The following is a 22,334-nucleotide window of genomic DNA, read 5'->3' as shown; positions in this document are numbered from 1 at the left end:
ACGAGTTCATTGATCAAATGACCACGACGACGCGAAGCGGAGGTGCGAGATGATCCTGGATCCGTCGTCCGACGACCGCCTCGACCGCGCCTTCCTCGCACTCGCCGACCCGGTGCGGCGTCGCATCATCGCGCGTCTCAGCCGCGGACCGGCGACGGTGAACGAGCTCGCCGAGCCGTTCGCCATCAGCAAGCAGGCGGTGTCGAAGCACATCCAGGTGCTCGAGCACGCCGGTCTCGTCACGCGATCGCGTGACGCCCAGCGGCGGCCCGTGCATCTCGACCCCGCCGCCCTCGAAGCCCTCACCGCGTGGATCGACCGCTACCGGTTGATCCACGAGCAGCGTTTCCGTTCGCTCGACGCGCTGCTCACCACCGATCCGCCCGGCGGCGGCTCGGCTCCACACGAACGGGATGCCTCGCCCGAGGCATCCCACCCGGGTCCAGGCACCGCCGGCCCGGCTTCCGAAACGAGATCATCATGACGAACCCCGTCACCATCACCGCCCCCGAGGGCCTGCCCTTCATCGACATCGTCCGGGAGTTCGACGCGCCCGTCGAGCGTGTCTTCGCGGCCCACCGCGACCCCGAGCTCGTGACGCAGTGGCTCGGGCCGAACGGCTACGAGATGCAGATCGAGCAGTGGGACTTCGTGAGCCACGGCGGCTACCGCTACGTGCACACCGACGGGCAGGGCGAGCGCTACGCCTTCAACGGCAGCTTCCACTCCGTGCGCGAGAACGAGATCGCCGTGCAGACCTTCGAGTTCGAGGGCTACCCCGACGTCGTCGCGATCGAGACGCTCCGCTTCGAGGATGCCGGAGACGGCCGTACCCGGCTCGTCATCCACTCGGTGTACCCGAGCGTCGAGGCCCGCGACGGCATGGTCGCGAGCGGCATGGAGCGCGGCCTGACCGAGGGCTACGGCCGACTCGACGCCCTCGTCGCCTGAGGAACGGAGCACCGCTCATGGACTGGACCCTCGAAGTCGTCATCGTCCCGGTCAGCGACCTCGACCGTGCGATCGAGTTCTACCGCGACCGGGTCGGCTTCGTGCTCGACCACGACACGCAGACGCCGCAGATGCGCGTCGCCCAGCTGACCCCGCCCGGCTCCGGCTGCTCGATCGTGCTCGGCACCCTGCCCGCGCAGCGGGAGATGGCGCCGGGCTCCCTGAAGGGCGTGCAGCTCGTCGTCGCGGATGCCGCGGCCGCGCGCGCAGAGCTCCTCGCGCGCGGCGTCGAGGCGAGCGAGCTCGTCACCTTCGACGAGCGCGACGGCGGCACCTTCTTCGGCTTCGCCGACCCCGACGGCAACACCTGGGCGGTGCAGGAGATCCGTGCCCGGGCGGAGCATCCGCTCATCCCGGTCGACGCTCGCGGCCGCTTCGGAGCCGAGTCCGAGGGCTGACGCCGAGCCGAGTCCGCGGGCCGGCGCGGGGCCGAGTCCGAGGGCCGGCGCGCAGGCCGAGTCGGCCCCGCGTGCGGAGCGCGATTCTCCGCTTCGAGGGTGACGGACCGTGCGCCGAGGGCGCCGGTCCGTCACCCGTCGCGTCACCCGGAGACCAACCTCGCTCAGGGCATTGCGCGCCGCCCCCTGCCGGGGTCATCATGTCCCGGGGAGGGTTGCGATGGGGTGGGACTCGAACGCAGAGCGATCAGCGGTGCGTCTCGTCGGAGCGCCGCCCCCGCCCCCCGGGGAGTTCGATGTCGAGGAGGACGCCTCGGTGTCCGTGCTCGGCCGGCTCCCCGTCGACTCGCTCGTCGACGCCCTCGCCGATTCGCCGCGCGTCGTGCCCTGGGAGGCGGACGTCGTCGTCGCCGTCGTCGAGGACGAGCGCTCCCTCCACGGCCTCACGGGCTGGCTCCGCGAGTGCGGCGTGGTCGCCCCGGTGTGGGTCGTCCACGGCGGCGCGCAGGGCCCGGCGCCCGGTGCCGACGCCGTCCGCGGCGTCATGCGCGACGCCGGCTACGGCGCGCTCGTCGTGAGCCGCGTCACGGCCGCCTGGTCGGCGACGCGCTTCGCCATGCCCGCCTGAGCCCGCCTCCGTCGCCTGCGCGTGCCGCCCGACGCGCGCGATCGCACGAGCCGGCCGAACCGTCAAGCCCGTGCGGCACGGGCCGGGGCGGAGTAGACCGTACGGTGGGGGTCCGCGCTGCGACTCCCGTGACCGAACGGAGTCGCCGATGACCGGGTTCGCCGACCGAGCACCCACGGGCGTCTCCGCCTGGACCGCGCCGCCCGCGCCCCGTCTCGGCATCGAGGAGGAGTTCGCCCTCGTCGTGCCGCGCACCCTGGAGCCCGCGGATGCCGCGGCCGCGGTGCGGGAGCGGCTCGCCGCCGTGAGCCTGCCGGGGTCGCCGCGCATCGAAGGGGAGTTCCTCGCCCATCAGCTCGAGTACGCGACGCCGGTCTGCGACGACGCGCGGGCCGCAGCGCCTCTGCTGCTGCGCGCCCGGCGCGAACTGGCGGCCGCGGCGGCGGAGCTCGGCCTCGGCGTCGCCGCGAGCGGCACCCTGCTGCACGAGGCGGTGTCGCCCGAACCGGCGGACGGGGCGAGGTACCGCCGCATCGCCGCCGACATCCGCGGGCTCCTCGACGACCACCAGGTCTGCGGCATGCACGTCCACCTCGGCTACGACGCGCCGGAGCACCGGGTCGAGGCACTGAACCGGCTCCGCGGCTGGATCCCGCTCTTCACCGCGCTCGCCGCGAACTCGCCGTTCTGGCGGGGCGGGGACACCGGCTTCGCGAGCTGGCGCACGATCATCCTGCGGAGGTGGGTCGCGATCGGGGTCCCGGCTCCGTTCGCCGACCCCGAGGACTACGAGCGTCGCCGCGCCGAGGTGCTCGCCGCCGTCGGCGACGACGACGCGGCGCTCGTGACCTGGACCATCCGGCTCTCGCACCACCTCCCGACCATCGAGCTGCGGTTCGGCGACGCGCAGCTCGAGGTCCGCGACACCGTCGCCGTCTGCGGATTCGTCCGGCTCGTCGCGGCGCGGATGATGCGGATGCCGCAGCCCCCGCCGGCGATCGGCTCCGACGTGCTCGACGCCGCCGTCTGGACCGCGGCCCGGGACGGGCACGCGGCACGGGTGCCGCATCCCCTCGGCGACGGCACCGCCCCCGTCGCGGCGCTCGTCGAGTGGGCGCTCGACTGGTGCGGCTCGCCGGGGTCGGTGGCCCGCGACGTGCGCTCGCTCCTCGCTCGCGGATCGGGGGCCGAACGGCAGCGCCGCGCCTACGGGTCCGGGGGCCTCGCGGCGCTCGGCGCCGCGGTGGCCGCCCATCGCGGACCGCTCCGCACCTCCGGGCTAGCACCGGCTCCCCAGGGGGTCAAGCCCGATGCGGCGGAGGCCGCGGCGGAGTAGCTTCAGACTGCCGAGGGCGGCGTCGCGCTCGGCTCGGGGAACACCACATCGGGGAACAGAGGGAACCGCCATGACCATCGAGGCACCGCAACCCACCAGCGCGAGACGCGCCGCGCTTCCGCCGATCGGTCTGTGGTGGCCGATGCTCGAACCCACCCTGCAGCGCGAGGTGCTCGAGCACCCGAGCGCGCCGCTGCGGCGGGCCGTCGTCCGACGCATCTACGAGCTGTGCGAACTCGAGCGGCTCCCGGGCCGCGACTACGTCCGGCTGAACGAGAACGAGCGGGCGTACCTCGCGGGCTGGACGCACACCGCGGCCTGGGAGTGATGACGGCGACCCCTCCGGGCGCGGGACGCCCGGGCTCAGCAGGCGGCAACCCCGACGCCGACGCCGACCCCGCCGACGGCCGCGCCGAGACGGAGACCGAGCGCTACGACCGCAACTGGAGCGACCTGCTGCAGGAGCTCCGCGCGGTGCAGACCGGCACGCAGATCCTCTCGGGCTTCCTCCTCGCAGTGGCCTTCCAGCCCCGCTTCGGCGACCTCGACCCCTACGCACATGCGCTCTACCTCTGCCTCGTCGTCGCGGCCGGCCTCGCCACCGTGCTCGGCCTCGCGCCCGTGATGCTCCATCGGGCCCTCTTCCGCAAGCACGAGAAGCCCCGGCTGGTGCGCACCGCGAACCGGCTCCTCATCGCCCAGATCGCCGTCGTCTCGTTCATCGCCGCCGGGGTCACGGGGCTCATCTTCGACGTCGCGGCCGGGCGCACGATCGGCGTCGTCGCGCTCGTCGTCGCGGCGCTCGTCGTCATCGGCTTCTGGGCGCTCATGGCCTCGGCGGGACGGAGGCCGCGGCCGGGCGCGTAGGCTCTGGACCGTGGATGACGCGACCGGGGCCGCTGCATGATCGGCGTGCTCACCGGCTTCGTCGTCATCGCCCTCGCGGTCGTCGTCGGCTGGATCACCGCCCGTTCGGGCCTGTTCGGCCCGGAGGCGCGGCCGGTGCTCGCGAAGCTCACCTTCAACGTGCTGGCGCCGTTCCTGCTGTTCTCGGTGCTCGCGACGGCCGACGTCCGGCAGCTCTTCTCGACGCTGCTGCCCGTCTCGGCGATCGCCGCGGCGACGATGATGCTCGTGTTCGGCCTCGTGGCGATGCTGCTGCTCCGCCGCCCCCTCGCCGACACGGTGATCGGCTCGCTCGCCTCGGGCTACGTGAACGGCAACAACATCGGCATCCCGATCGCCGTCTACATGCTGGGCGATGCCGCGCTGTCGGTGCCGATCGTGCTGCTGCAGCTGCTCCTCTTCGCGCCGGTCGCGCTCGCGGTGCTCGGCGCCGTCGTCGAGCAGCGCACCTCCGTCGTCGCGATCGTGCGCGGGACCCTCACGAACCCGATCATCGTCGGTTCGCTCGCCGGGGTGCTCGTCGCGGTCTCCGGGCTCGAGCTGCCGCCGATCGTGCTCGACCCGATCGAGCTGATCGGGCACGCCGCGGTGCCGCTCATGCTGATCTCCTACGGGATGTCGCTCCACGGCCGGCGTCTGCTCGCGCCGGGCGGCGCCCGGGTCGACGTCTTCATCGCGGCGGGGCTGAAGCTCGTCGCGATGCCGCTCGTCGCGTGGGCGGTGGGGCGCTTCGTCTTCGGTCTCGACGACACCGCCCTCTACGCCGTCACGGTGCTGGCGGCGCTGCCGACGGCGCAGAACGTCTTCAATTACGCGCAGCGCTACGAGACGGCCGAGGTGCTCGCGCGCGACACGATCTTCCTCACCACGGTGGGCGCGGTGCCGGTGCTCACGGTCATCGCGCTGCTTCTCGGTACCTGAGGGCTCAGCCGCGCCAGTCGTGCAGCACCCGCGCCCAGAACCGCGACCACGCGGTCGTGGGGGCGAGCAGGCGCCGGCGCGCGGCGAGCTCCTCGCGGTACGCGGTGCTCGCGAGCGCCCGCCCGATCGTGAGCGGCGGCCGGAGGTCCGAGCTCGCAGTCGCGGTCGGCGCCGTGCGGCGGGCGGGCACGACGACGGGCGAGGGCGCGAACCGCGGCTCGGCGATGACGAACGCGGCGATGAGCGCGATGCCGAGCCCCCACGCCCAGAGTGCCGCGGCGGGCAGCGGCGGTGCCGTCCACACGGCGATCGCGCACCACACGGTGACGGCCGCGGCCGCGACGTAGCCGACGCGGGGGAGCGCGGTGAGCACGAGCCAGCGCCGGGCCTCCATCGGGCAGCGCTGCCAGACGAGGGAGCGCTGCGTGATGCCGTTCAGCAGCTGGTTCAGCCAGATCAGGAGCGCCGCGACGAGCGCGGAGGCGATGAGCCATCCCCAGTCCGTCAGCCGGCCGTCGTCGACGAGCCAGGCCACCGAGGCGAGCGCGTCGCTCGCGGGCGCGCCGGTGAAGAAGCCGGCGACGCCGCCGACGGCGAGCGCGAACGACTGCACCAGCCAGGCGAAGGCGGCGGATGCCGCGGGCAGGCCGGGCAGGATCGCGGCGGTGACGAGTGCGGCGAGGAGGTTCGTGCCGAGCGACTTCTTGTCGATGACCGCGAGCCGGTTCTCGAGGTAGGCGACCTCGGCCGGGCGCGCGGCGAGGTCCGGGCCGAGCAGGTGCCGCGCGGTGGGGTCGACGACCTGCACGACGTTGCGGTAGTACTCGCTGTGGTCGAGGAAGGGCTGGCTGGTGTTGTGCACGGCGTGCTCCTCCGGCCCGAGCGCGGCGTCGCCCGGCCGGGGGAAGTAGGCGGCCCGCCAGCGCTCCCGCGCGGCCCGGCGGGTGTCCGCGATCGGCCCGGCCGAGAAGGGGTCCCAGACCGCCCAGTGGTTCGCCCAGGCGACCGGCTGGGCGGGATCCGCCCCGATCCAGTTCGAGACCGGTGCGTAGCGGTCGCTGCGGCCGCGCCAGTTCTCGCGACCGAGGAGCACCACGGCCGCACCGACGGTCGTGAGCCGGCGCACGTTGAACGCCGCCGGGTCGAGCTCCTGGAAGAGTGCGAAGGTCGAGACGGCGGCGCCCTGCGAGTGCGCGAAGAGGTGCACCTCGCCGTCGTCGCCGACGAGTTCGCGGGCGCGGGCGAGCGCGTCGCGCACGACGAGGCGCATGGCGGAGGCGCGCACGGGGCGCTCCTTCCACGCGGCGACGTCGCCGATCGAGCCGACGAGCGCATCGAGCACGCCCTGCGCGAGATCCTTGAACCACGGGATGAGCAGCAGCGGGCTGAGCAAGGGCAGGATCGGCGTCAGCACGACGCCGAGCAGCACGACCCCGAGCCACACGGCGGCGAACACGACGGTGAGCACCGCGACCCGGACCGCGTCGACGATCGCGGTGAGCGCGCGGCCGAGCAGCAGCCGGTCGTAGGGCGGGCGCTGGTGCTCCACGAGGGTGAGCCACGGCAGCTCGACGAGGGTCTGCCGGAAGAGCCCGAGCATGCGGGTGAGGGCGCGCCACATGAACGGCACCGCCCAGCGGAACACCTGGGCCCGGGACATCGGCACGAAGGACTCCGACCAGCGCGCCTCGACGATCGCGATGCGGCGGCGGCTGGTCTCGGCATCCACGACCGCCCCGTCGACGAGGCGGCCGGTGCCGCGCGTCGGGAAGGCGACCGTCGCCGTGACGATCGGCACGTCGCCCGTGAGCTCGGAGTCGACGATCGTCACCCCGTGCTCGTCGCGACCGCCGATGATGCGGTCGCGGGCGATCCAGTCCATCCGCTCGAGCAGCGGCTCGGCCCACTCCAGCAGGATCTGGCTCGTGTACGCGCTGCCCATGCCGTGCACGACGACGAGCGCGCTGTCGAACGCGCCGGGCTCCGGTGACTTCGCCGACTCGCGGCCGGCGTCCTCGGCGATGAACATCGCGGTCTCCTCTCGGGCCGGACACCCCTGCGGGGCGTCCGTTCGGGCTGAGCGAACGCTACTGGCGCGCGGAACGCCCCGGCAAGGGCGGATGCCTGGAGCAGGGGTTCAGGGACACCCCTGAGGCGGATGGCCCGGGCCTCGCTCTAGCGTGAGCACTGGACCGCAGCCCGCCGCGACTGCAGGGGGAACTGATTCCGGCGGGCGCGTCCGCTGAGAGCCGGCCCCGATCGCGACCCGAACCGCGGTCATGGGCCGGCTCCCCCCGTTCCGGCACGGTGGGGCGAGCCGGGGCGGGGCGGCGCCGTGACAGACTCGACGGGTGACCCCGCAGCTCCTCGACCTCGTCCCGCGCCCCTACGACGCGGATGCGATGTACGACGCCTTCGTCGACTGGGCCGCCGGGCGGGGGCTCTCGCTGTACCCGGCGCAGGACGAAGCGGTCATCGAGATCGTGTCGGGCGCGAACGTCATCCTCTCCACGCCGACCGGCACCGGCAAGTCGCTCGTCGCGGTCGCCGCCCACGCCGTCGCCCTCGCTCAGGGTGGGCGCAGCTACTACACGGCGCCGATCAAGGCCCTCGTCTCCGAGAAGTTCTTCCAGCTCGTCGAGGTGTTCGGCGCGGCGAACGTCGGCATGGTGACGGGCGACAGCTCGGTCAACCCGGATGCCCCGATCATCTGCTGCACGGCCGAGATCCTCGCGAACCTCGCCCTCCGCCGCGGGGCCGACGCCGAGGTCGACCAGGTCGTGATGGACGAGTTCCACTTCTACGGCGACCCCGATCGCGGCTGGGCCTGGCAGGTGCCGCTGCTCCTGCTCACCCGGGCGCAGTTCGTGCTGATGTCGGCGACGCTCGGCGACGTGACCGCCATCGCCGACGACCTGTCCGCGCGCACCGGCCGCGCCACCGCCGAGGTCACCGGCGTCGAGCGCCCCGTGCCGCTCAGCTTCTCCTACGCGAAGACGCCCGTGCAGGAGACCGTCGAGGAGCTCCTCGAGACCCGGCAGGCGCCCGTCTACATCGTGCACTTCTCCCAGGCGCAGGCGATGGAGCGGGCACAGGCGCTCTCGTCGATCCGGGTCGTCGCGCGCGAGCAGCGTGACGAGATCGCCGAGGCCATCGGCGGCTTCCGCTTCACCACGAGCTTCGGCAAGACGCTCTCCCGACTGGTCCGCTCCGGCATCGGCGTGCACCACGCGGGGATGCTCCCGCGGTACCGGCGGCTCGTGGAGACCCTCGCCCAGCGCGGGCTGCTCCGGGTGATCTGCGGCACCGACACGCTCGGGGTCGGCATCAACGTGCCGATCCGGAGCGTGCTCATCACCGCGCTCGCGAAGTACGACGGTCAGCGGATGCGGCACCTGAGCGCCCGCGAGTTCCACCAGATCGCCGGGCGCGCGGGCCGTGCCGGCTACGACACCGCCGGCACCGTCGTCGTGCTCGCCCCCGAGCACGAGATCGAGAACGAGCAGGCCGTGCGGAAGGCCGGCGACGACCCGAAGAAGCTCAAGAAGGTCGTGCGCAAGAAGCCGCCCGCCGGGCAGATCAGCTGGGGCGAGGGCGCGTTCGAGCGGCTCGTCGCCGCGCAGCCGGAGCCGCTCGTGCCGCAGCTGCAGCTCACCGCGGCGATGCTCATCAACGTCATCGCGCGCGGCGGCGACGTGGCGGCGAACGTGGCGTCGCTCGTGTTCGACAACCACCAGCCGCAGGCCCGGCGGTTCGAGCTCGCGCGCCGTGCCCTCGGCATCCTGCGCACCCTGCGCGACGCCGGGGTCGTGACCCTCTCGCCCGACGCGGAGGGCACCGCCCTCGGCGTCGAGATCCGGCTCGAGGTCGAGCTGCAGCCGAACTTCGCGCTCAACCAGCCGCTCTCCCCGTTCGCGCTGGCCGCGATCGAGCTGCTCGACCCGGAGACGAGCGAGCAGGGCACCGGGCACTACGCGCTCGACGTCGTCTCGATCATCGAGTCCACCCTCGACGACCCGCGGCCGATCCTCTCGCAGCAGGAGTTCCGCGCCCGCGGCGAGGCCGTCGCGGCGATGAAGCAGGAGGGTATCGAGTACGAGGAGCGGATGGCCCTCCTCGAGGACGTCACCTGGCCGAAGCCGCTCGAGGAGCTCCTCTCGCACGCCTTCGAACGGTTCGCCGCGAGTCAGCCCTGGGTGCGCGACTTCGAACTGCGGCCGAAGGCGGTCGTGCGGGACATGTTCGAGCGCAGCATGTCGTTCGGGGAATACGTCGCGCTCTACCAGCTCGCCCGCAGCGAGGGGCTCGTGCTGCGCTACCTCTCCGACGCCTACCGCGCCATCCGGCAGACCGTGCCGGAGGAGGCGAAGAACGAGGAGCTCCTCGACCTCATCGAGTGGCTCGGCGAGCTCGTGCGGCAGGTCGACTCGAGCCTCGTCGACGAATGGGCCGAGCTCGTCGACCCCGCCGCCCACCTGCCCGAGGACGAGGCGCCGGTCGTGCCGCCCGCCCCGCCCTCGGTCGTCGCGAACCGCCGGGCGTTCACGGTGCTCGTGCGGAACGAGCTGTTCCGCCGGGTGCAGCTCGCCGCCCTCGACCGCGAGGAGGAGCTCGTCGAGCTCGACCCCGACGCGGGCTGGCCGGATGCGCTCGACGCCTACTACGAGGAGCACGACGCCATCGGCACCGGACCGTCGGCACGCTCGCCGCGACTCGTCGCGATCGACGAGACGGATGCCTCGAACGGCATCTGGCGGGTCGAGCAGACCGTCGACGACCCGGCCGGGCACCACGACTGGCGGATCCGCGCCGTCGTCGATCTGGAGGAGTCCGCCGAGGCCGGAACGGCCGTGCTCGGCGAGGTGGCGTTCGTACGCCTGTAGGCCCGCCGCTGCAGCGCGTGTCTGCGGGTCTGGTCTGCGTGTCTGGTCTGCGCTTCCTGCTGCGCTTCCTGACTGCGTCTTGTCTATGTGTCTTGTCTGCGCGTGCACGGCCGCTTGCCGCTCCGGGCACGGTCGGGCTCGCGCCCTTCACGCCGCCGCGGTCCACCCTTAGCGTCGGGACATGGCCCGCATCGATGACCTCCTGAACACCACGCTCCCGCTCCTCGACGTCGTCTGGACCGACGAGGGCGAGGCCGCCGGTCTCCCCGACCCCGACAACGTCGGCGAGGGCTACGAGCTCGTCGGACGCCTGACCCAGCCCGAGAGCACGATCCACATGACGCACGTCTGGATCACCGAGGTCGACCAGGAGACCCCGTGGGTGCGCGAGCACGTGCACGACTACGACGAGGTGCTCACCTGGACCGGCAGCGACCCCGAGCACCCTCGTGAGCTGGGCGCCGAGATCTTCCTGGAGATCGAGGGCGAACGCCGACTCATCACGACCACCGGCTCGGTCTACATCCCGGCCGGGGTGCGGCACTGCCCCCTCGGCTTCGTCCGGGTCGACCGGCCCTTCACCTTCAGCGCGCTGTCGCTCGCTCCGCAGTACGCCTCGCGGCAGGGCTGAGCGCCGCGCGGCGGTCGGTACCTCGGGCTGCGCTGCACCCTTCCCCCTTCCCCCTTCCTCCCGCCCGAGTGCGATGGAAGTGGCGCGATGTCGAAGAAACGTTCGACACTCGTGCCGGGGCTTGGGACGATGGATGCATGCCCGATTCCCAGACCCCGACCGCGGCGCTCGCGCTGCTCGATGCGGCCGGCGCCGCGGTCGTGGCGGCCTGGGGCGGGGCGCTCACTCGAGCGTCATCCGAGCCGGAGGCCGACGCCCGTGCCATGAGCGACGACGGGCTGCTCCGGGCGAACGACGCGCTCGCGCACCTCGCCCGGGTGGTGGAGTCCCTGCAGGTGCGGATCGCCGCCGAGCTCGACGAGCGATGCAGCGGCATCGCCGGCGACGACCTCGCGAAGGCGCATGGCTTCACCACGCCCGAGCGCCTGATCGCGCAGACGACGGGCGGGCGGTACGCCGATGCGGTGAAGCTCGTCGCGGTCGGCCGCGCCACCAGCAGCCGCACCTCATTCACCGCGGGTCCGCTGCCGCCGAAGCGTCCGGCGCTCGCACGGGCGGTCGAGCGCGGCGAGGTGGGGGTCGAGGCGGCCGAGGTGATCCGGCGCTTCCTCGACCGCGTCGAACTCCGTGCTGCGCCGGAGGAGCTCGCCGAGGCCGAGGCACTGCTCGTCGAGCGCGCCCCCGTCGTCGGGGCCGACGGGCTCGGACTCCTCGTCAAGCGGCTGGAGGCACGACTCGACCCAGACGGGGTGAAGCCGCGCGAAGACGAGCTCCGCGCCGCACGGGGGCTGCGCGTCTGGCAAGATGCGGCGGGCATGGTGCGGGTGCGCGGGGCGTTCGATCCGGTGGGCGGCGCGATCGTGAAGACGGCGATCGACGCGCTGGTCGGCGCCGAGCTGCACCGCGCGCGCGACGCGCGACCGTCGTTCGGCGCCCGTGCGGGAGCCGCATCGCTCGCTGCCTCCGCCGGGGCGGGCGCTTCGGGCGCTGCCGCCGGCCCGGCCGACGATGTCGTGGCGGAGACGCGCACGATCGCGCAGCTGAACGCCGACGCCCTCGCCGACCTCGCCCGCCACGCGCTGGGCTGCGCGGACATCCCGGCGCTCCGCACCGTGACGGTGGTGGTCCGTGCCGATGCCGAGGCGCTCCGCACCGGGCGCGGCGCCGCGACGATCGACGGCATCGAGCAGCCCGTCTCGCTCGACACCGTGCGCGAACTCGCGGCGACCGCGGGCATCGCGCCGATGCTCATCGGACGCGGCGAGCTGCCGCTCCGGCTCGGGCGCTCCGCACGGCTCTTCAGCCCGGCGCAGAAGCTGGCGCTCGCAGAACGCGACGGCGGCTGCGCCTGGCCCGCGTGCCCGCGGCCGCCCGGGCAGACGGAGGCGCATCATCTCGCGTGGTGGGGAAGAGACCACGGCACGAGCGACCTCGACAACGGCATCCTGCTCTGCAGCCATCATCACCATCGGGTGCACGACGACGGCTGGACCATCCGGATCCGCGACGGGTCGAGCTGGTTCATCCCGCCCGCGCACCTCGATCCAGAGCAGCGTCCACGCGCCGGCAACCGTCCGGTCGAACGCGAGTTCAGCGCGCGGCTCGCGCGTGCCCGCGCGGTGGCGTGAATGCGTCAGGCCGGCTGGCGTGAGCGCATCAGGCCGGCCGGTCGGCCTCCGGCGGCGCGATCGGGGCGAAGATCGCCGGACGGCGCTGCCACTCGGTGACGACGGGCCGGTAGCCGTTCCGAGCCCAGAACGGGCCCGAGCGGGGATTGGCGACCGCGTAGCTGAGCAGCACGTACGGCGTTCCGGCGGCGTCGAGCGCGTCGTGGGCCAGTTGCAGGAAGGCGGCTCCCAGGCCGGCCCCGCGCTCGGACTCGTCGAGGTACATCACCACGAGGTACTGGCCGCCCGTCTCGGCGAGCAGCTGCGAATCGGGTTCGGGGGAGTCGGCATCGGGGACGACGTGGATGAATCCCGTGATGTCGCCGTCGCGCTCGAGCACCCAGGTGGTGTCCGGCGCTCGCCGGAGCCGGTCGCGGTAGGCGGTCGCGAATCCGGCGTCGGCGCCGTCGCGCAGCGTGACCCCGGCGAAGTGGGCGTCCAGCTCGAGGAGCCGCGCGTCGAGCGCGCCGAGCCGCTCGGCATCGCTGAGCGTCGCGAGCCGCACGAGGGCGCCGTCGAGTCGCTGCGGCAGCACGGGAGCCTGGGCGGGGGTCGTGCGCGGTCGTTGACGCACGGCGCGCACGCCCGTCGGCCCGAAGCCGCGGGCGTAGAGGGCGTTCACCAGGGCGATGTCCCGCGTCGGCAGCGAGAGGCGTGCGCTGCTGTCGAGGTCGCCCGGGGTCTCCGCTGCGGCGATGCGGGCCAGCCAGTCGTCGAGCACCCGCTCGACGGCTGCGGTGCGCTCGCGGTCGGGTCCGGCGCTCCGCAGCTCGAGGGAGTGCTGGCGGAGCGCGCCCCACACCGCGTCCGGCGACGTCGACTCGAGCGAGTCGAAGTGGGCGACCGCCTCGGCGCTGCCTGCGCCGACGACTGCCGAGAGGAAGCCTCCCGCCGCCGCGTCGAGCGGCGGAGCCGCGGCGAGCACCGAGTCGAGCGCGTGGACGCGTTCGTCGTGATCCATCCGTCCAGCGTAGGAACGGCGGCGCCTCCCGCACTTGACCGTCCAGGAAGCGCGCTTGGCGCCGCGAGCACGTCTCGATGACGGATCGCAGATGGCTGCGCATCCGAGCACCCCATCCGGGGGCCATTGCTCATTTGCGCGCGCGGGCGTGAACGAGGCGTGAAATCGTCGGGTGCGCCGCATGAAATCAACGGATTCCGGGGTGGATCACCCCTTGGCAGCGTCGCCCGGTCCTCCTATGCTCTGGGGCAGTGCGTCCCCCGAGTGGGGGCGACTCGGAGGGAGAACTCATGCAACGCCGCACCATCCGCAGGTGGCCGGCCGTCGCGGTCGTCGCCGCCGGCGCGCTCGCCAGCGGGCTGCTCGCCGCGACACCGGCCCAGGCCGCCGATGTCACCCATACCATCGCCCAGGTGCAGGGGACGGGATCCGCCACCCCGCTGCCGGCGAACGCCGATGTCACCGTCGAGGGCGTGATCACCGCCGATCACCGCACGGGCGGCTACCGCGGCATCTTCATCCAGACCCAGGGCTCGGGCGGCGCGGATGACGCGACGCCGGGCGCCTCCGACGCCGTCTTCGTCTTCCTCGGCAACGCCGCGGCGACGACGCCGGGCGCCATCGGCGACCTCGTGCGGGTCACCGGCAAGCCGAACGAGTTCGGCGGACAGACCCAGATCTCGGTCGCGAACGCCGCCGCCGTCTCGGTCGTGCAGGCCGGCGCGGGGCTCCCCGAGACGACTCCGCTGCCCGACGACGTCCGCGGCGCGGACCGCGAGGCCTACGAGGGCATGTACGTCGCCCCGGCCGGCGAGTACCGCCTCGTGTCGAGCCACTCCCTCTACAGCTTCGGCGAGCTCTGGCTGAACGCCGGCGAGGAGCTGCCGGTCAAGAGCACCGAGCAGGTCGATGCGGCAGACCCCGCGAACGCCACGATCGCGCAGGCGAACCGCGACTCGCGCCTCCTGCTCGACGACGGCTGGTCGACGCGCGTCGACAACTCGGCCCACCCGAACGACCAGCCGTACTTCACCGCCGACACCGTCGTGCGCAACGGCGACCGTGTGGTCTTCCCCGACACCGGCTACGTGCTGGGCTACGGCTTCAACGAGTGGCGCCTCCAGCCGACCACCCCGATCGACTCGGCGAGCGACGCCTCCCTGAAGCCCACCTTCGAGTCGCTCAACCCGCGTCCCGAGACGGCCCCCGAGGTCGGCGGCGACGTCCAGGTCGGCGCGTTCAACGTCTACAACTACTTCACGACGTTCACCTCGGTGAACTCGCAGGCGCGCGGCGCGGCCGACGCCGAGGAGTTCGCCATCCAGAAGTCGAAGATCGTCAGCGCGATCTCCGGCCTCGGCGCCGACGTCGTCGCGCTCCAGGAGATCGAGAACTCGGTGAAGCTCGGCGAGGCGCCCGACGAGGCCCTCGCCGACCTCGTCGCGGGCCTCAACGAGGCCGCAGGCGCCGACGTCTGGTCGTACGTGCCGACCCCGGCCGCGCTCCACGACGCCGCGATCACCGACTTCATCACGAGCGCGATCATCTACCGCAACGACCTCGTCACCCCGGTGGGCGACAGCCTCACCGTCGTCGACGAGACCGTGTGGGACATCGCGCGCGAGCCGATCGCCCAGGCCTTCCGCCTCGACAGCGGCAAGGTGTTCTCGGTCGTCGCGAACCACTTCAAGTCGAAGAGCCCGCCCTCGGGCAACCCGCCGGAGCCGGCCGACGGCCAGGGCTTCTTCAACGCCGAGCGCGTCGAGCAGGCGGAATCGCTGCTCGCCTTCACCGACACGGTGGCCGAGGCATCCGGCAGCGACGCGATGTTCCTCATCGGCGACTTCAACTCCTACGCCCACGAGGACCCGATCGACGTCTTCACGGGCGCCGGATGGACCGACCTCGTCCCGTCCCAGACCGAGCAGTTCACCTACTCGTTCAACGGCGAGCTCGGCTCCCTCGACCACGTGCTGGCGAGCCCCTCGGTCGCCTCCGACGTGACCGGCGTCGGGGTCTGGAACATCAACTCGCCCGAGTGGGGTGACCGCGGCTACGCCTTCGGCGCGACCGAGGCCGGCACGCCCTACCGTTCGAGCGACCACGACCCGATCGTGCTCGGCCTCTCGGCCGAGGTCGCACCGGTCGACATCGACATCGTGACGATCAACGACTTCCACGGTCGCATCGAGCAGTCGGCGCCGGCCGCAGGGGCCGCGGTCCTCGCGGGCGCCGTCGCGCAGGTGCGGGCGGAGAATCCGAACACGATCTTCGCCGCGGCGGGCGACCTCATCGGCGCCTCGACGTTCACCTCGTTCATCCAGGACGACAACCCGACGATCGATGCGCTGAACGCCGCCGGGCTCGACGTGAGCGCGGCGGGCAATCACGAGTTCGACCAGGGCTGGGAAGACCTCCGCGACCGGGTGCAGACCCGCGCCGACTGGGAGTACATCTCCTCGAACGTCTTCCTGAAGGGCAGTGACGACACCGCCCTCGCGCCGTACTACACCGAGACGCTCGACGGCGTGACCGTCGGCTTCATCGGCGCGGTCACCGAGGAGCTCGACTCGCTCGTCAGCCCGGCCGGCATCGCCGACCTCGAGGTGCGCGGCGTCGTCGACTCGGTGAACGCGGTGGCCGAGCAGCTGAAGGACGGCGACCCCGCCAACGGCGAGGCCGACGTGCTCGTGCTCCTCGTGCACGAGGGCGCGACGACGACCGACATCGCGAGCCTCAGCGACGGCTCGGCGTTCGCGAAGATCGTCCAGGGCGTCGACCCCTCGGTCGCCGCGATCGTCTCGGCGCACACGCACCTCCCGTACAACCACGTCGTCGACGGCCGTCCGGTCGTCTCGGCGGGCCAGTACGGCGAGCGCTTCGGTCTCATGAAGCTGCAGGTCGACCCGGTCACGAAGGAGCTGCTCTCGATCTCGAACGAGCTGAAGCCCCTCATGAACGGCACGACGCCGCTCTACCCGGCGGTGCCGGCGGTGCAGTCGATCGTCGACGAGGCCAAGAAGGTCGCCGATCAGCTCGGCAAGCAGAAGGTCGGCGACATCACGGGCGACTTCAACCGGGCCCGCCAGCCCGGCACGGATGCGCAGGGCAACCCGACGCTCGTCGAGAACCGCGGCGGGGAGTCGACGCTCGGCAACTTCGTCGCCGACGTGCAGCTGTGGGCGGCGAAGCAGGACGCCAAGGCCGACATCGCCTTCATGAACCCCGGCGGCCTGCGCACCGACCTCGTCTACAAGGGCACGAGCGCCGAGGACCCCGACGGCAATCTCACCTACAAGGAGGCGGCCGGCGTCCAGCCGTTCGCCAACACGCTGGTGACGCTCGACCTCACGGGCGCGCAGGTGAAGCAGGTGCTCGAGGAGCAGTGGCAGCCCGCGGGCTCGTCGCGGCCGTTCCTGAAGCTCGGTGTCAATAAGGAGCTCCAGGTCGTCTACGACCCGACGGCCGCGGCCGGTTCCCGTGTCACGCAGGTGACGCTCAACGGCACGGCGATCGACCCGGCGGCGACGTACCGGGTGGTGGCGAACTCGTTCCTCGCCTCGGGTGGTGACAACTTCTTCACGCTCGGCAAGGGCGCGAACAAGGCCGACACCGGCCGCGTCGACCTGCAGTCGATGGTCGACTGGTTCGCGGCGAACGGCACGGCCACGCCGGATGCCGCGCAGCGCTCCGTTGGTCTCGTGCTGCCGGCCCCGGCCGACGGCACGGCGTACGCGCCGGGCGAGACGCTCAGCCTGCAGCTCAGCTCGCTCGACTTCTCGACGAGCGAGCCGGCGGCCGGCGAGGTGACGGTGTCGCTCGGCGGGACCGTCCTCGGCACCGCCGCGGTCGACCGCACGGTCGTGCCCACCACCGACGAGGGCGGTCGGGCGACCGTCGAGATCGTCATCCCGGAGGGGGTCGAGGGTGCGCAGTCGCTCACGATCGCGGTCGCCGCGACCGGCACGAGCGTCACGGTGCCGATCACGGTGCAGGCCGCTCCCGATCTCGTCGACACGGCGATCGTCGGGCTCCCGTCGAAGCTGCTGTTCAAGTCGAACTCGACGATCCGCTGGGTCGGTCTCGTCGTGACCGGCGACGGCAGCCGCCCGGTGGGCACGGTCACGATCACCGACGGCTCGACGGTGATCGCGACCGTCGAGATCGCGGCGAAGGATCGCGGTCGCGTCGACGTGAAGCTGCCGAAGCTCGGCCGCGGGCTGCACGTGCTGCAGGCCTCCTTCACCGGCGACGGCTACGAGGACTCGCGCTCCTTCAAGGTGCCGGTGCTCGCCTACTAGCGAGGCACGGCGCGCACGCGCGATCCCGACCCGAGGGGCGGGCGGATGACTCATCCGCCCGCCCTTCGGCGTCGGCGGCCGCCGGTAGACTCCATCCGATGACTCAGCACGGCGCGCCCGACGGGATCGAGGAGGTCCCCTGGGACCCCGACGAGCTCCTCCCGCCCGACGACGAGTGGGCGCCGCCGCCCCCGCCGGAGGCGCGCGTGCAGCCGCAATCCGTGCACTCGCAGCCCGTGCAGTCGCGGCCGGCGCCGGCGAAGTTCGGTTCCGCGCTCGAGGCCCTCCGTTCCGTCTTCGGCTACGACGGGTTCCGCGGCGACCAGGCGGCCGTCATCGAGCAGGTGGCCGGCGGCGGCGACGCCGTCGTCCTCATGCCCACGGGCGGCGGCAAGAGCCTCTGCTACCAGATCCCGGCGCTCCTCCGTGAGGGCACGGGCGTCGTCGTGTCGCCCCTCATCGCGCTCATGCACGACCAGGTCGACGCGCTCGTGCGCAACGGCGTCCGCGCGGCCTACCTGAACTCGAGCCAGGCGCCCGACGAGCGCGCCGAGGTCGAGCGGGCGTACCTCGCCGGCGAGCTCGACCTGCTCTACATCGCGCCGGAGCGCCTGAACAGCGAGGGCGCCAAGCGCTTCCTCGCCCGCGGAGTCATCTCCCTCTTCGCGATCGACGAGGCGCACTGCGTCGCCCAGTGGGGGCACGACTTCCGCCCCGACTACCTCGCCCTCGCCGAGCTCGCCGAGCGCTGGCCCGACGTCCCGCGCATCGCGCTCACCGCCACGGCGACCGAGGCGACGCACCGCGAGATCACCGAGCGGCTCTCGCTCGGCGACGCGAAGCACTTCGTCGCGAGCTTCGACCGGCCGAACATCCAGTACCGCATCGCGCCGAAGCTCGAGCTGCGCAAGCAGCTGCTCGACTTCGTCCGCACCGAGGGCGTCGACGCCGACGGCCGCCCGGTCGCGGGCATCGTCTACGCCCTCAGCCGGGCGAGCACCGAGAAGATCGCCGCCTTCCTCGCCGCGAACGGCGTCGACGCCATGCCGTACCACGCGGGGCTCGACCCCGAGCTCCGTCGCCGCACCCAGGACCGCTTCCTCCGGGAGGACGGCGTGGTCGTCGTCGCCACGATCGCCTTCGGCATGGGCATCGACAAGCCCGACGTGCGCTTCGTCGCGCACGTCGACCTGCCGAAGTCGGTGGAGGGCTACTACCAGGAGACGGGCCGCGCCGGCCGCGACGGGCTGCCCTCGACGACCTGGCTCGCCTACGGCCTCCAGGACGTCGTGCAGCAGCGCCGCATGATCGACGAGAGCCCGGGCGACCTCGCGCACCGTCGCCGTCTCGCCGCGCACCTCGACGCCATGCTCGCCCTCTGCGAGACGGTGCAGTGCCGCCGCCAGAACCTGCTCGCCTACTTCGGCGAGCAGAGCGAACCGTGCCGCAACTGCGACACCTGCCTCGAGCCGCCCGCCTCATGGGACGGCACGGTCGTCGCGCAGAAGTTCCTCTCGACCGTGGTGCGGCTGCAGCGCGAGCGCGGGCAGCGCTACGGCGCGGGGCACCTCATCGACATCCTCCGTGGCAAGCGCACCCCGCGGGTGGAGCAGTACGGCCACGACTCCCTCGCCACCTGGGGCATCGGGCAGGAGCTCAGCGAGCAGCAGTGGCGCGGCGTCGTGCGCCAGCTCCTCGCGCAGGGGCTCGCGCAGACCGTCGGCGAGTACGGCGTGATCGGGCTGAGCGAGGCGTCGGCCGAGGTGCTCGCGGGCGGGCGGCAGGTGCAGTTCCGCACCGAGGCGGAGCGCCCGGGCCGGAGCCGCGGCGAGCGCCGTGCGGCACCCGCGGCGGCCGACCTCGAGCCGGCGCAGGCCGAGCTGTTCGAGGCGCTGCGCGCCTGGCGCGCGGGGGTGGCGCGCGAGCAGGGCGTGCCCGCGTACATCGTCTTCGGCGACGCCACGCTCCGTGCGGTCGCCGTCGCCCGGCCCGGCAGTCTCGCCGAGCTCGACGGCATCACGGGCATCGGCGCCAAGAAGCGCGAGGCCTACGGCGAGGGGCTCATCGAGGTGGTCCGGGCCGCCTGAGCGGCCGGCCCGCCCCATCCATCCCGACGCAGCGCTCGAAAACCTAGCGACATTCGGTTTATGATGGCTGGACCGCTGCGAGCCCGTTCCGCGGCCGCGCGAGCCCGAGCATGAAGGAGTGCAGGCATGACCGATCAGCAGAACGCGACCCCCGAGGCATCCGCGGGCGACGCGCCGCTCGACACCCGCTACCGCGACGCGAGCCTCCCCGTCGCCGAGCGCGTCGAGATCCTGCTCGCGCAGATGACGCTCGAGGAGAAGGCCGGGCTCTTCTTCCAGACCATGATCGGCATCGGCGAAGGCGGCACGCTCTCCGAGGGCGACGCGACCTTCGGCCTGCCCGCCACCACCGACTACGTGCTCGACCGGCACCTGACCCACTTCAACGTGCTCCAGGCGCCCGCCGACGCGGGCCAGATCGCCGAGTGGCACAACCGCCTGCAGGAGCTCGCCGCCTCGACCCGCCTCGGCATCCCGGTCACCATCTCCACCGACCCCCGGCACTCCTACACCGACAACCCGCTCGCGGGCCTGCTCGCCGGGGCGTTCTCGGTCTGGCCGGAGACGATGGGCCTCGCCGCGATCGGCGACGAGGAGCTCGTCGAGCGCTTCGGCGACATCGCCCGGCAGGAGTACACGGCGGTCGGCATCCGCGTCGCGCTGCACCCGCAGATCGACCTCGCGACGGAGCCGCGCTGGTCGCGCGCGCTGCAGACCTTCGGCGAGGACGTCGAGCTCGCGTCGCGGCTCGGCGCCGCCTACATCCGCGGCTTCCAGGGCGAGACCCTCGGCCCCGACTCCGTGGCGACGATGACGAAGCACTTCCCCGGCGGCGGCCCGCAGCTGGACGGCGAGGACCCGCACTTCGCGCACGGCCGTGAGCAGGTCTACCCCGGCGGCGAGTTCGAGCTGCATCTGAAGCCGTTCGAGGCGGCGTTCGAGGCCGGCACGAGCCAGATCATGCCGTACTACGGCATGCCCGTCGGCACCGAGTACGAGGAGGTCGGCTTCGGCTTCAACAAGTCGGTCATCACGGGCCTGCTCCGCGAGCGCTACGGCTTCGACGGCATCGTCTGCACCGACTGGGGCCTCATCAGCGACTCCGAGATCATGGGCGCGCCCTTCCCGGCCCGCGCCTGGGGCGTCGAGCACCTCGCGCCGCGCGAGCGGATGAAGAAGGTCATCGACGCCGGCTGCGACCAGTTCGGCGGCGAGGCCGTGCCCGAGCTCCTGATCGCCCTCGTGCGCGACGGCGAGATCGCCGAGGAGCGACTGGATGCCTCGGCCCGGCGCCTGCTCCGCGAGAAGTTCGTGCTCGGCCTCTTCGACCAGCCCTACGTCGACGTCGACCGCGCCCGCGAACTCGTCGGCCGCGCCGACTTCGTCGCGGCGGGCGAGGCCGCCCAGCGCGCCGCGATCGCGCTGCTCGTGAACCGCGAGCGCGAGCTCTCGGGCGCGCCCGCCGCTCCCGTGCTGCCGCTCGCCCGCGGGCTGAAGCTCTACGTCGAGGGCATCGACGCCGAGATCGCCGGCGAGTACGGCACGGTCGTCGCGAGCCCCGCGGAGGCCGACGTCGCCGTGCTCCGGCTGCAGGCGCCCTTCGAGGAGCGGCCGACGTTCTTCGAGAACTTCTTCCACTCCGGCTCGCTCGACTTCCCGGCCGACGTCGTCGCGCACGTGCGCGAGGTCGCCGCCGCCGTGCCGACGGTGGTCGACGTCTTCCTCGACCGTCCGGCCATCCTGACGCCGTTCGTCGACGAGCTCGCGGCGCTCACCGGCAACTGGGGCGCGAGCCCGCGGGCGCTCCTCGACGTGCTGACGGGCGCGGCGGAGCCGAAGGGGCGGCTGCCGTTCGACCTCCCCTCGAGCATGGCGGCGGTCGAGGCGAACCGGCCCGACGTGCCCTTCGACACGGCCGACCCGCTGTTCCGTCACGGGCACGGGCTCGACTACTGAGTCAGGGGCTCGCCGACTGAGCCAAGGTCTCGCCGACTGAATCAGGGTCTCGCCCGCTGACGGGTCTCGTCGCTACGATCGGGGCCAGGCGCCGCATCGGGCGGCGGGATCCGGGGGGATCGACATGGGACAGGTCAAACGGCCCGGCGGGGTCACGCTCGTCGCGGTGCTGACGTGGATCTCGGGCTTGCTCGACATCATCGGCGGTACGCTGCTGCTCTTCCAGACGAGCGTCGCGGCGACGGCCGAGGCGTTCGGCGGGGCGAGCGGGCTCATCACCTCGGCGATCGTGTCGATCCTCATCGGCGCCATCGTGATCGTCGTCGCGAACGGCCTGCTCCGCGGCAGCGCGGTCTCGCGGATGGTGATCACGGTGATCGAGGTGCTCTCGATCGTCGCCTCGATCTTCTTCGCCATCGCGTACCCGGCCGGCGCGATCGGCGAGTACTTCTCGGCGGCGATCGCCGTGATCGTCATCGCGCTGCTCTGGACCGGCCGGGCGAACGCCTTCTTCCGCGGCTGAGGCGTTCGGCGGGCTCCGCCTTGTCGAACGTCCGCCTTGTCGAACCTCCAATGCGTGCGGATGCCTCGTTTGTAGACACTGCACAGCTGGCGTCGACGCGCGCCCGGGCCGGATTGTCGCCGGTC

The 22,334-nt window shown here is 72.7% G+C and carries 17 protein-coding genes; 15 read left to right on the top strand and 2 right to left on the bottom strand.

Translation table 11 applies throughout. The features are described 5' to 3' along the window. Positions 1 to 49 precede the first annotated feature (49 nt). The 8 genes from ROT00_RS04125 to ROT00_RS04090 all read left to right on the top strand — a co-directional run bounded on the left by ROT00_RS04125 (position 50) and on the right by ROT00_RS04090 (position 5,200). The gene (locus ROT00_RS04125) at positions 50 to 484 is read left to right on the top strand and encodes an ArsR/SmtB family transcription factor (protein ID WP_404772541.1); all 435 of its coding nucleotides are present in this window, start codon (positions 50 to 52) and stop codon (positions 482 to 484) included. Next, positions 481 to 951, top strand: a complete 471-nt coding sequence (locus ROT00_RS04120) for an SRPBCC family protein (protein WP_404772539.1) — start codon at positions 481 to 483, stop codon at positions 949 to 951. The genes ROT00_RS04125 and ROT00_RS04120 overlap by 4 nt, the downstream gene beginning before the upstream one ends. A 17-nt stretch (positions 952 to 968) precedes the next feature. Continuing rightward, a complete protein-coding gene (locus tag ROT00_RS04115; RefSeq protein WP_404772537.1) occupies positions 969 to 1,409 on the top strand; it encodes a VOC family protein in 441 nt (146 codons plus the stop codon). A gap of 253 nt (positions 1,410 to 1,662) precedes the next feature. Continuing rightward, positions 1,663 to 2,037, top strand: a complete 375-nt coding sequence (locus ROT00_RS04110) for a hypothetical protein (RefSeq protein WP_404772535.1) — start codon at positions 1,663 to 1,665, stop codon at positions 2,035 to 2,037. Positions 2,038 to 2,185: 148 nt separating this feature from the next. Further along, positions 2,186 to 3,373, top strand: a complete 1,188-nt coding sequence (locus ROT00_RS04105; protein WP_404772533.1) for a carboxylate-amine ligase — start codon at positions 2,186 to 2,188, stop codon at positions 3,371 to 3,373. A gap of 70 nt (positions 3,374 to 3,443) precedes the next feature. After that, the gene (locus tag ROT00_RS04100) at positions 3,444 to 3,701 is read left to right on the top strand and encodes a hypothetical protein (RefSeq protein WP_404772531.1); all 258 of its coding nucleotides are present in this window, start codon (positions 3,444 to 3,446) and stop codon (positions 3,699 to 3,701) included. Further along, positions 3,701 to 4,240 (top strand): DUF6328 family protein, encoded by a 540-nt coding sequence (locus ROT00_RS04095; protein ID WP_404772530.1) that lies wholly within the window; start codon positions 3,701 to 3,703, stop codon positions 4,238 to 4,240. The genes ROT00_RS04100 and ROT00_RS04095 overlap by 1 nt, the downstream gene beginning before the upstream one ends. A gap of 36 nt (positions 4,241 to 4,276) precedes the next feature. Further along, positions 4,277 to 5,200 carry an AEC family transporter gene (locus tag ROT00_RS04090; protein WP_404772528.1) on the top strand — a complete coding sequence of 308 codons (924 nt, stop codon included), beginning with the start codon at positions 4,277 to 4,279 and terminating at the stop codon, positions 5,198 to 5,200. A gap of 4 nt (positions 5,201 to 5,204) precedes the next feature. On the opposite strand, the gene ROT00_RS04085 is transcribed toward ROT00_RS04090, so the two are convergent. Further along, on the bottom strand, positions 5,205 to 7,229 hold the full coding sequence (locus ROT00_RS04085) for a hypothetical protein (RefSeq protein ID WP_404772526.1): 2,025 nt from the start codon (positions 7,227 to 7,229) through the stop codon (positions 5,205 to 5,207). A 373-nt stretch (positions 7,230 to 7,602) separates the two neighbouring features. Between ROT00_RS04085 and ROT00_RS04080 the strand changes: the two genes are divergently transcribed. The 3 genes from ROT00_RS04080 (at position 7,603) to ROT00_RS04070 (ending at position 12,342) form a co-directional block, all read left to right on the top strand. Then, positions 7,603 to 10,083, top strand: a complete 2,481-nt coding sequence (locus ROT00_RS04080) for a DEAD/DEAH box helicase (RefSeq protein WP_404772963.1) — start codon at positions 7,603 to 7,605, stop codon at positions 10,081 to 10,083. Positions 10,084 to 10,264: 181 nt separating this feature from the next. Beyond that, the gene (locus ROT00_RS04075; RefSeq protein WP_404772524.1) at positions 10,265 to 10,714 is read left to right on the top strand and encodes a hypothetical protein; all 450 of its coding nucleotides are present in this window, start codon (positions 10,265 to 10,267) and stop codon (positions 10,712 to 10,714) included. A gap of 137 nt (positions 10,715 to 10,851) precedes the next feature. Continuing rightward, the gene (locus ROT00_RS04070) at positions 10,852 to 12,342 is read left to right on the top strand and encodes an HNH endonuclease signature motif containing protein (RefSeq protein WP_404772523.1); all 1,491 of its coding nucleotides are present in this window, start codon (positions 10,852 to 10,854) and stop codon (positions 12,340 to 12,342) included. Between the two features lie 28 nt (positions 12,343 to 12,370). Here the strand turns inward: ROT00_RS04070 and ROT00_RS04065 are convergent, their stop codons facing one another. After that, the gene (locus ROT00_RS04065) at positions 12,371 to 13,342 is read right to left on the bottom strand and encodes a GNAT family N-acetyltransferase (RefSeq protein ID WP_404772521.1); all 972 of its coding nucleotides are present in this window, start codon (positions 13,340 to 13,342) and stop codon (positions 12,371 to 12,373) included. Positions 13,343 to 13,632: 290 nt separating this feature from the next. Here ROT00_RS04065 and ROT00_RS04060 point away from each other — a divergent pair, with 290 nt between their 5' ends. From ROT00_RS04060 to ROT00_RS04045, 4 genes are all read left to right on the top strand, one after another. Beyond that, positions 13,633 to 17,643 (top strand): ExeM/NucH family extracellular endonuclease, encoded by a 4,011-nt coding sequence (locus ROT00_RS04060; RefSeq protein ID WP_404772520.1) that lies wholly within the window; start codon positions 13,633 to 13,635, stop codon positions 17,641 to 17,643. Between the two features lie 98 nt (positions 17,644 to 17,741). Continuing rightward, positions 17,742 to 19,730 (top strand): DNA helicase RecQ, encoded by a 1,989-nt coding sequence (gene recQ / locus ROT00_RS04055; RefSeq protein ID WP_404772518.1) that lies wholly within the window; start codon positions 17,742 to 17,744, stop codon positions 19,728 to 19,730. A gap of 126 nt (positions 19,731 to 19,856) precedes the next feature. Further along, positions 19,857 to 21,686, top strand: a complete 1,830-nt coding sequence (locus ROT00_RS04050) for a glycoside hydrolase family 3 protein (RefSeq protein WP_404772516.1) — start codon at positions 19,857 to 19,859, stop codon at positions 21,684 to 21,686. A 124-nt stretch (positions 21,687 to 21,810) separates the two neighbouring features. Next, positions 21,811 to 22,209 (top strand): DUF7144 family membrane protein, encoded by a 399-nt coding sequence (locus tag ROT00_RS04045; protein WP_404772514.1) that lies wholly within the window; start codon positions 21,811 to 21,813, stop codon positions 22,207 to 22,209. Positions 22,210 to 22,334: the final 125 nt, after the last annotated feature.

It is taken from the genome of Agromyces mediolanus (genome assembly GCF_044917495.1).
GTDB classification, from domain to species: domain Bacteria; phylum Actinomycetota; class Actinomycetes; order Actinomycetales; family Microbacteriaceae; genus Agromyces; species Agromyces mediolanus_B.
This window is presented reverse-complemented; position numbering and strand designations above follow the sequence as displayed.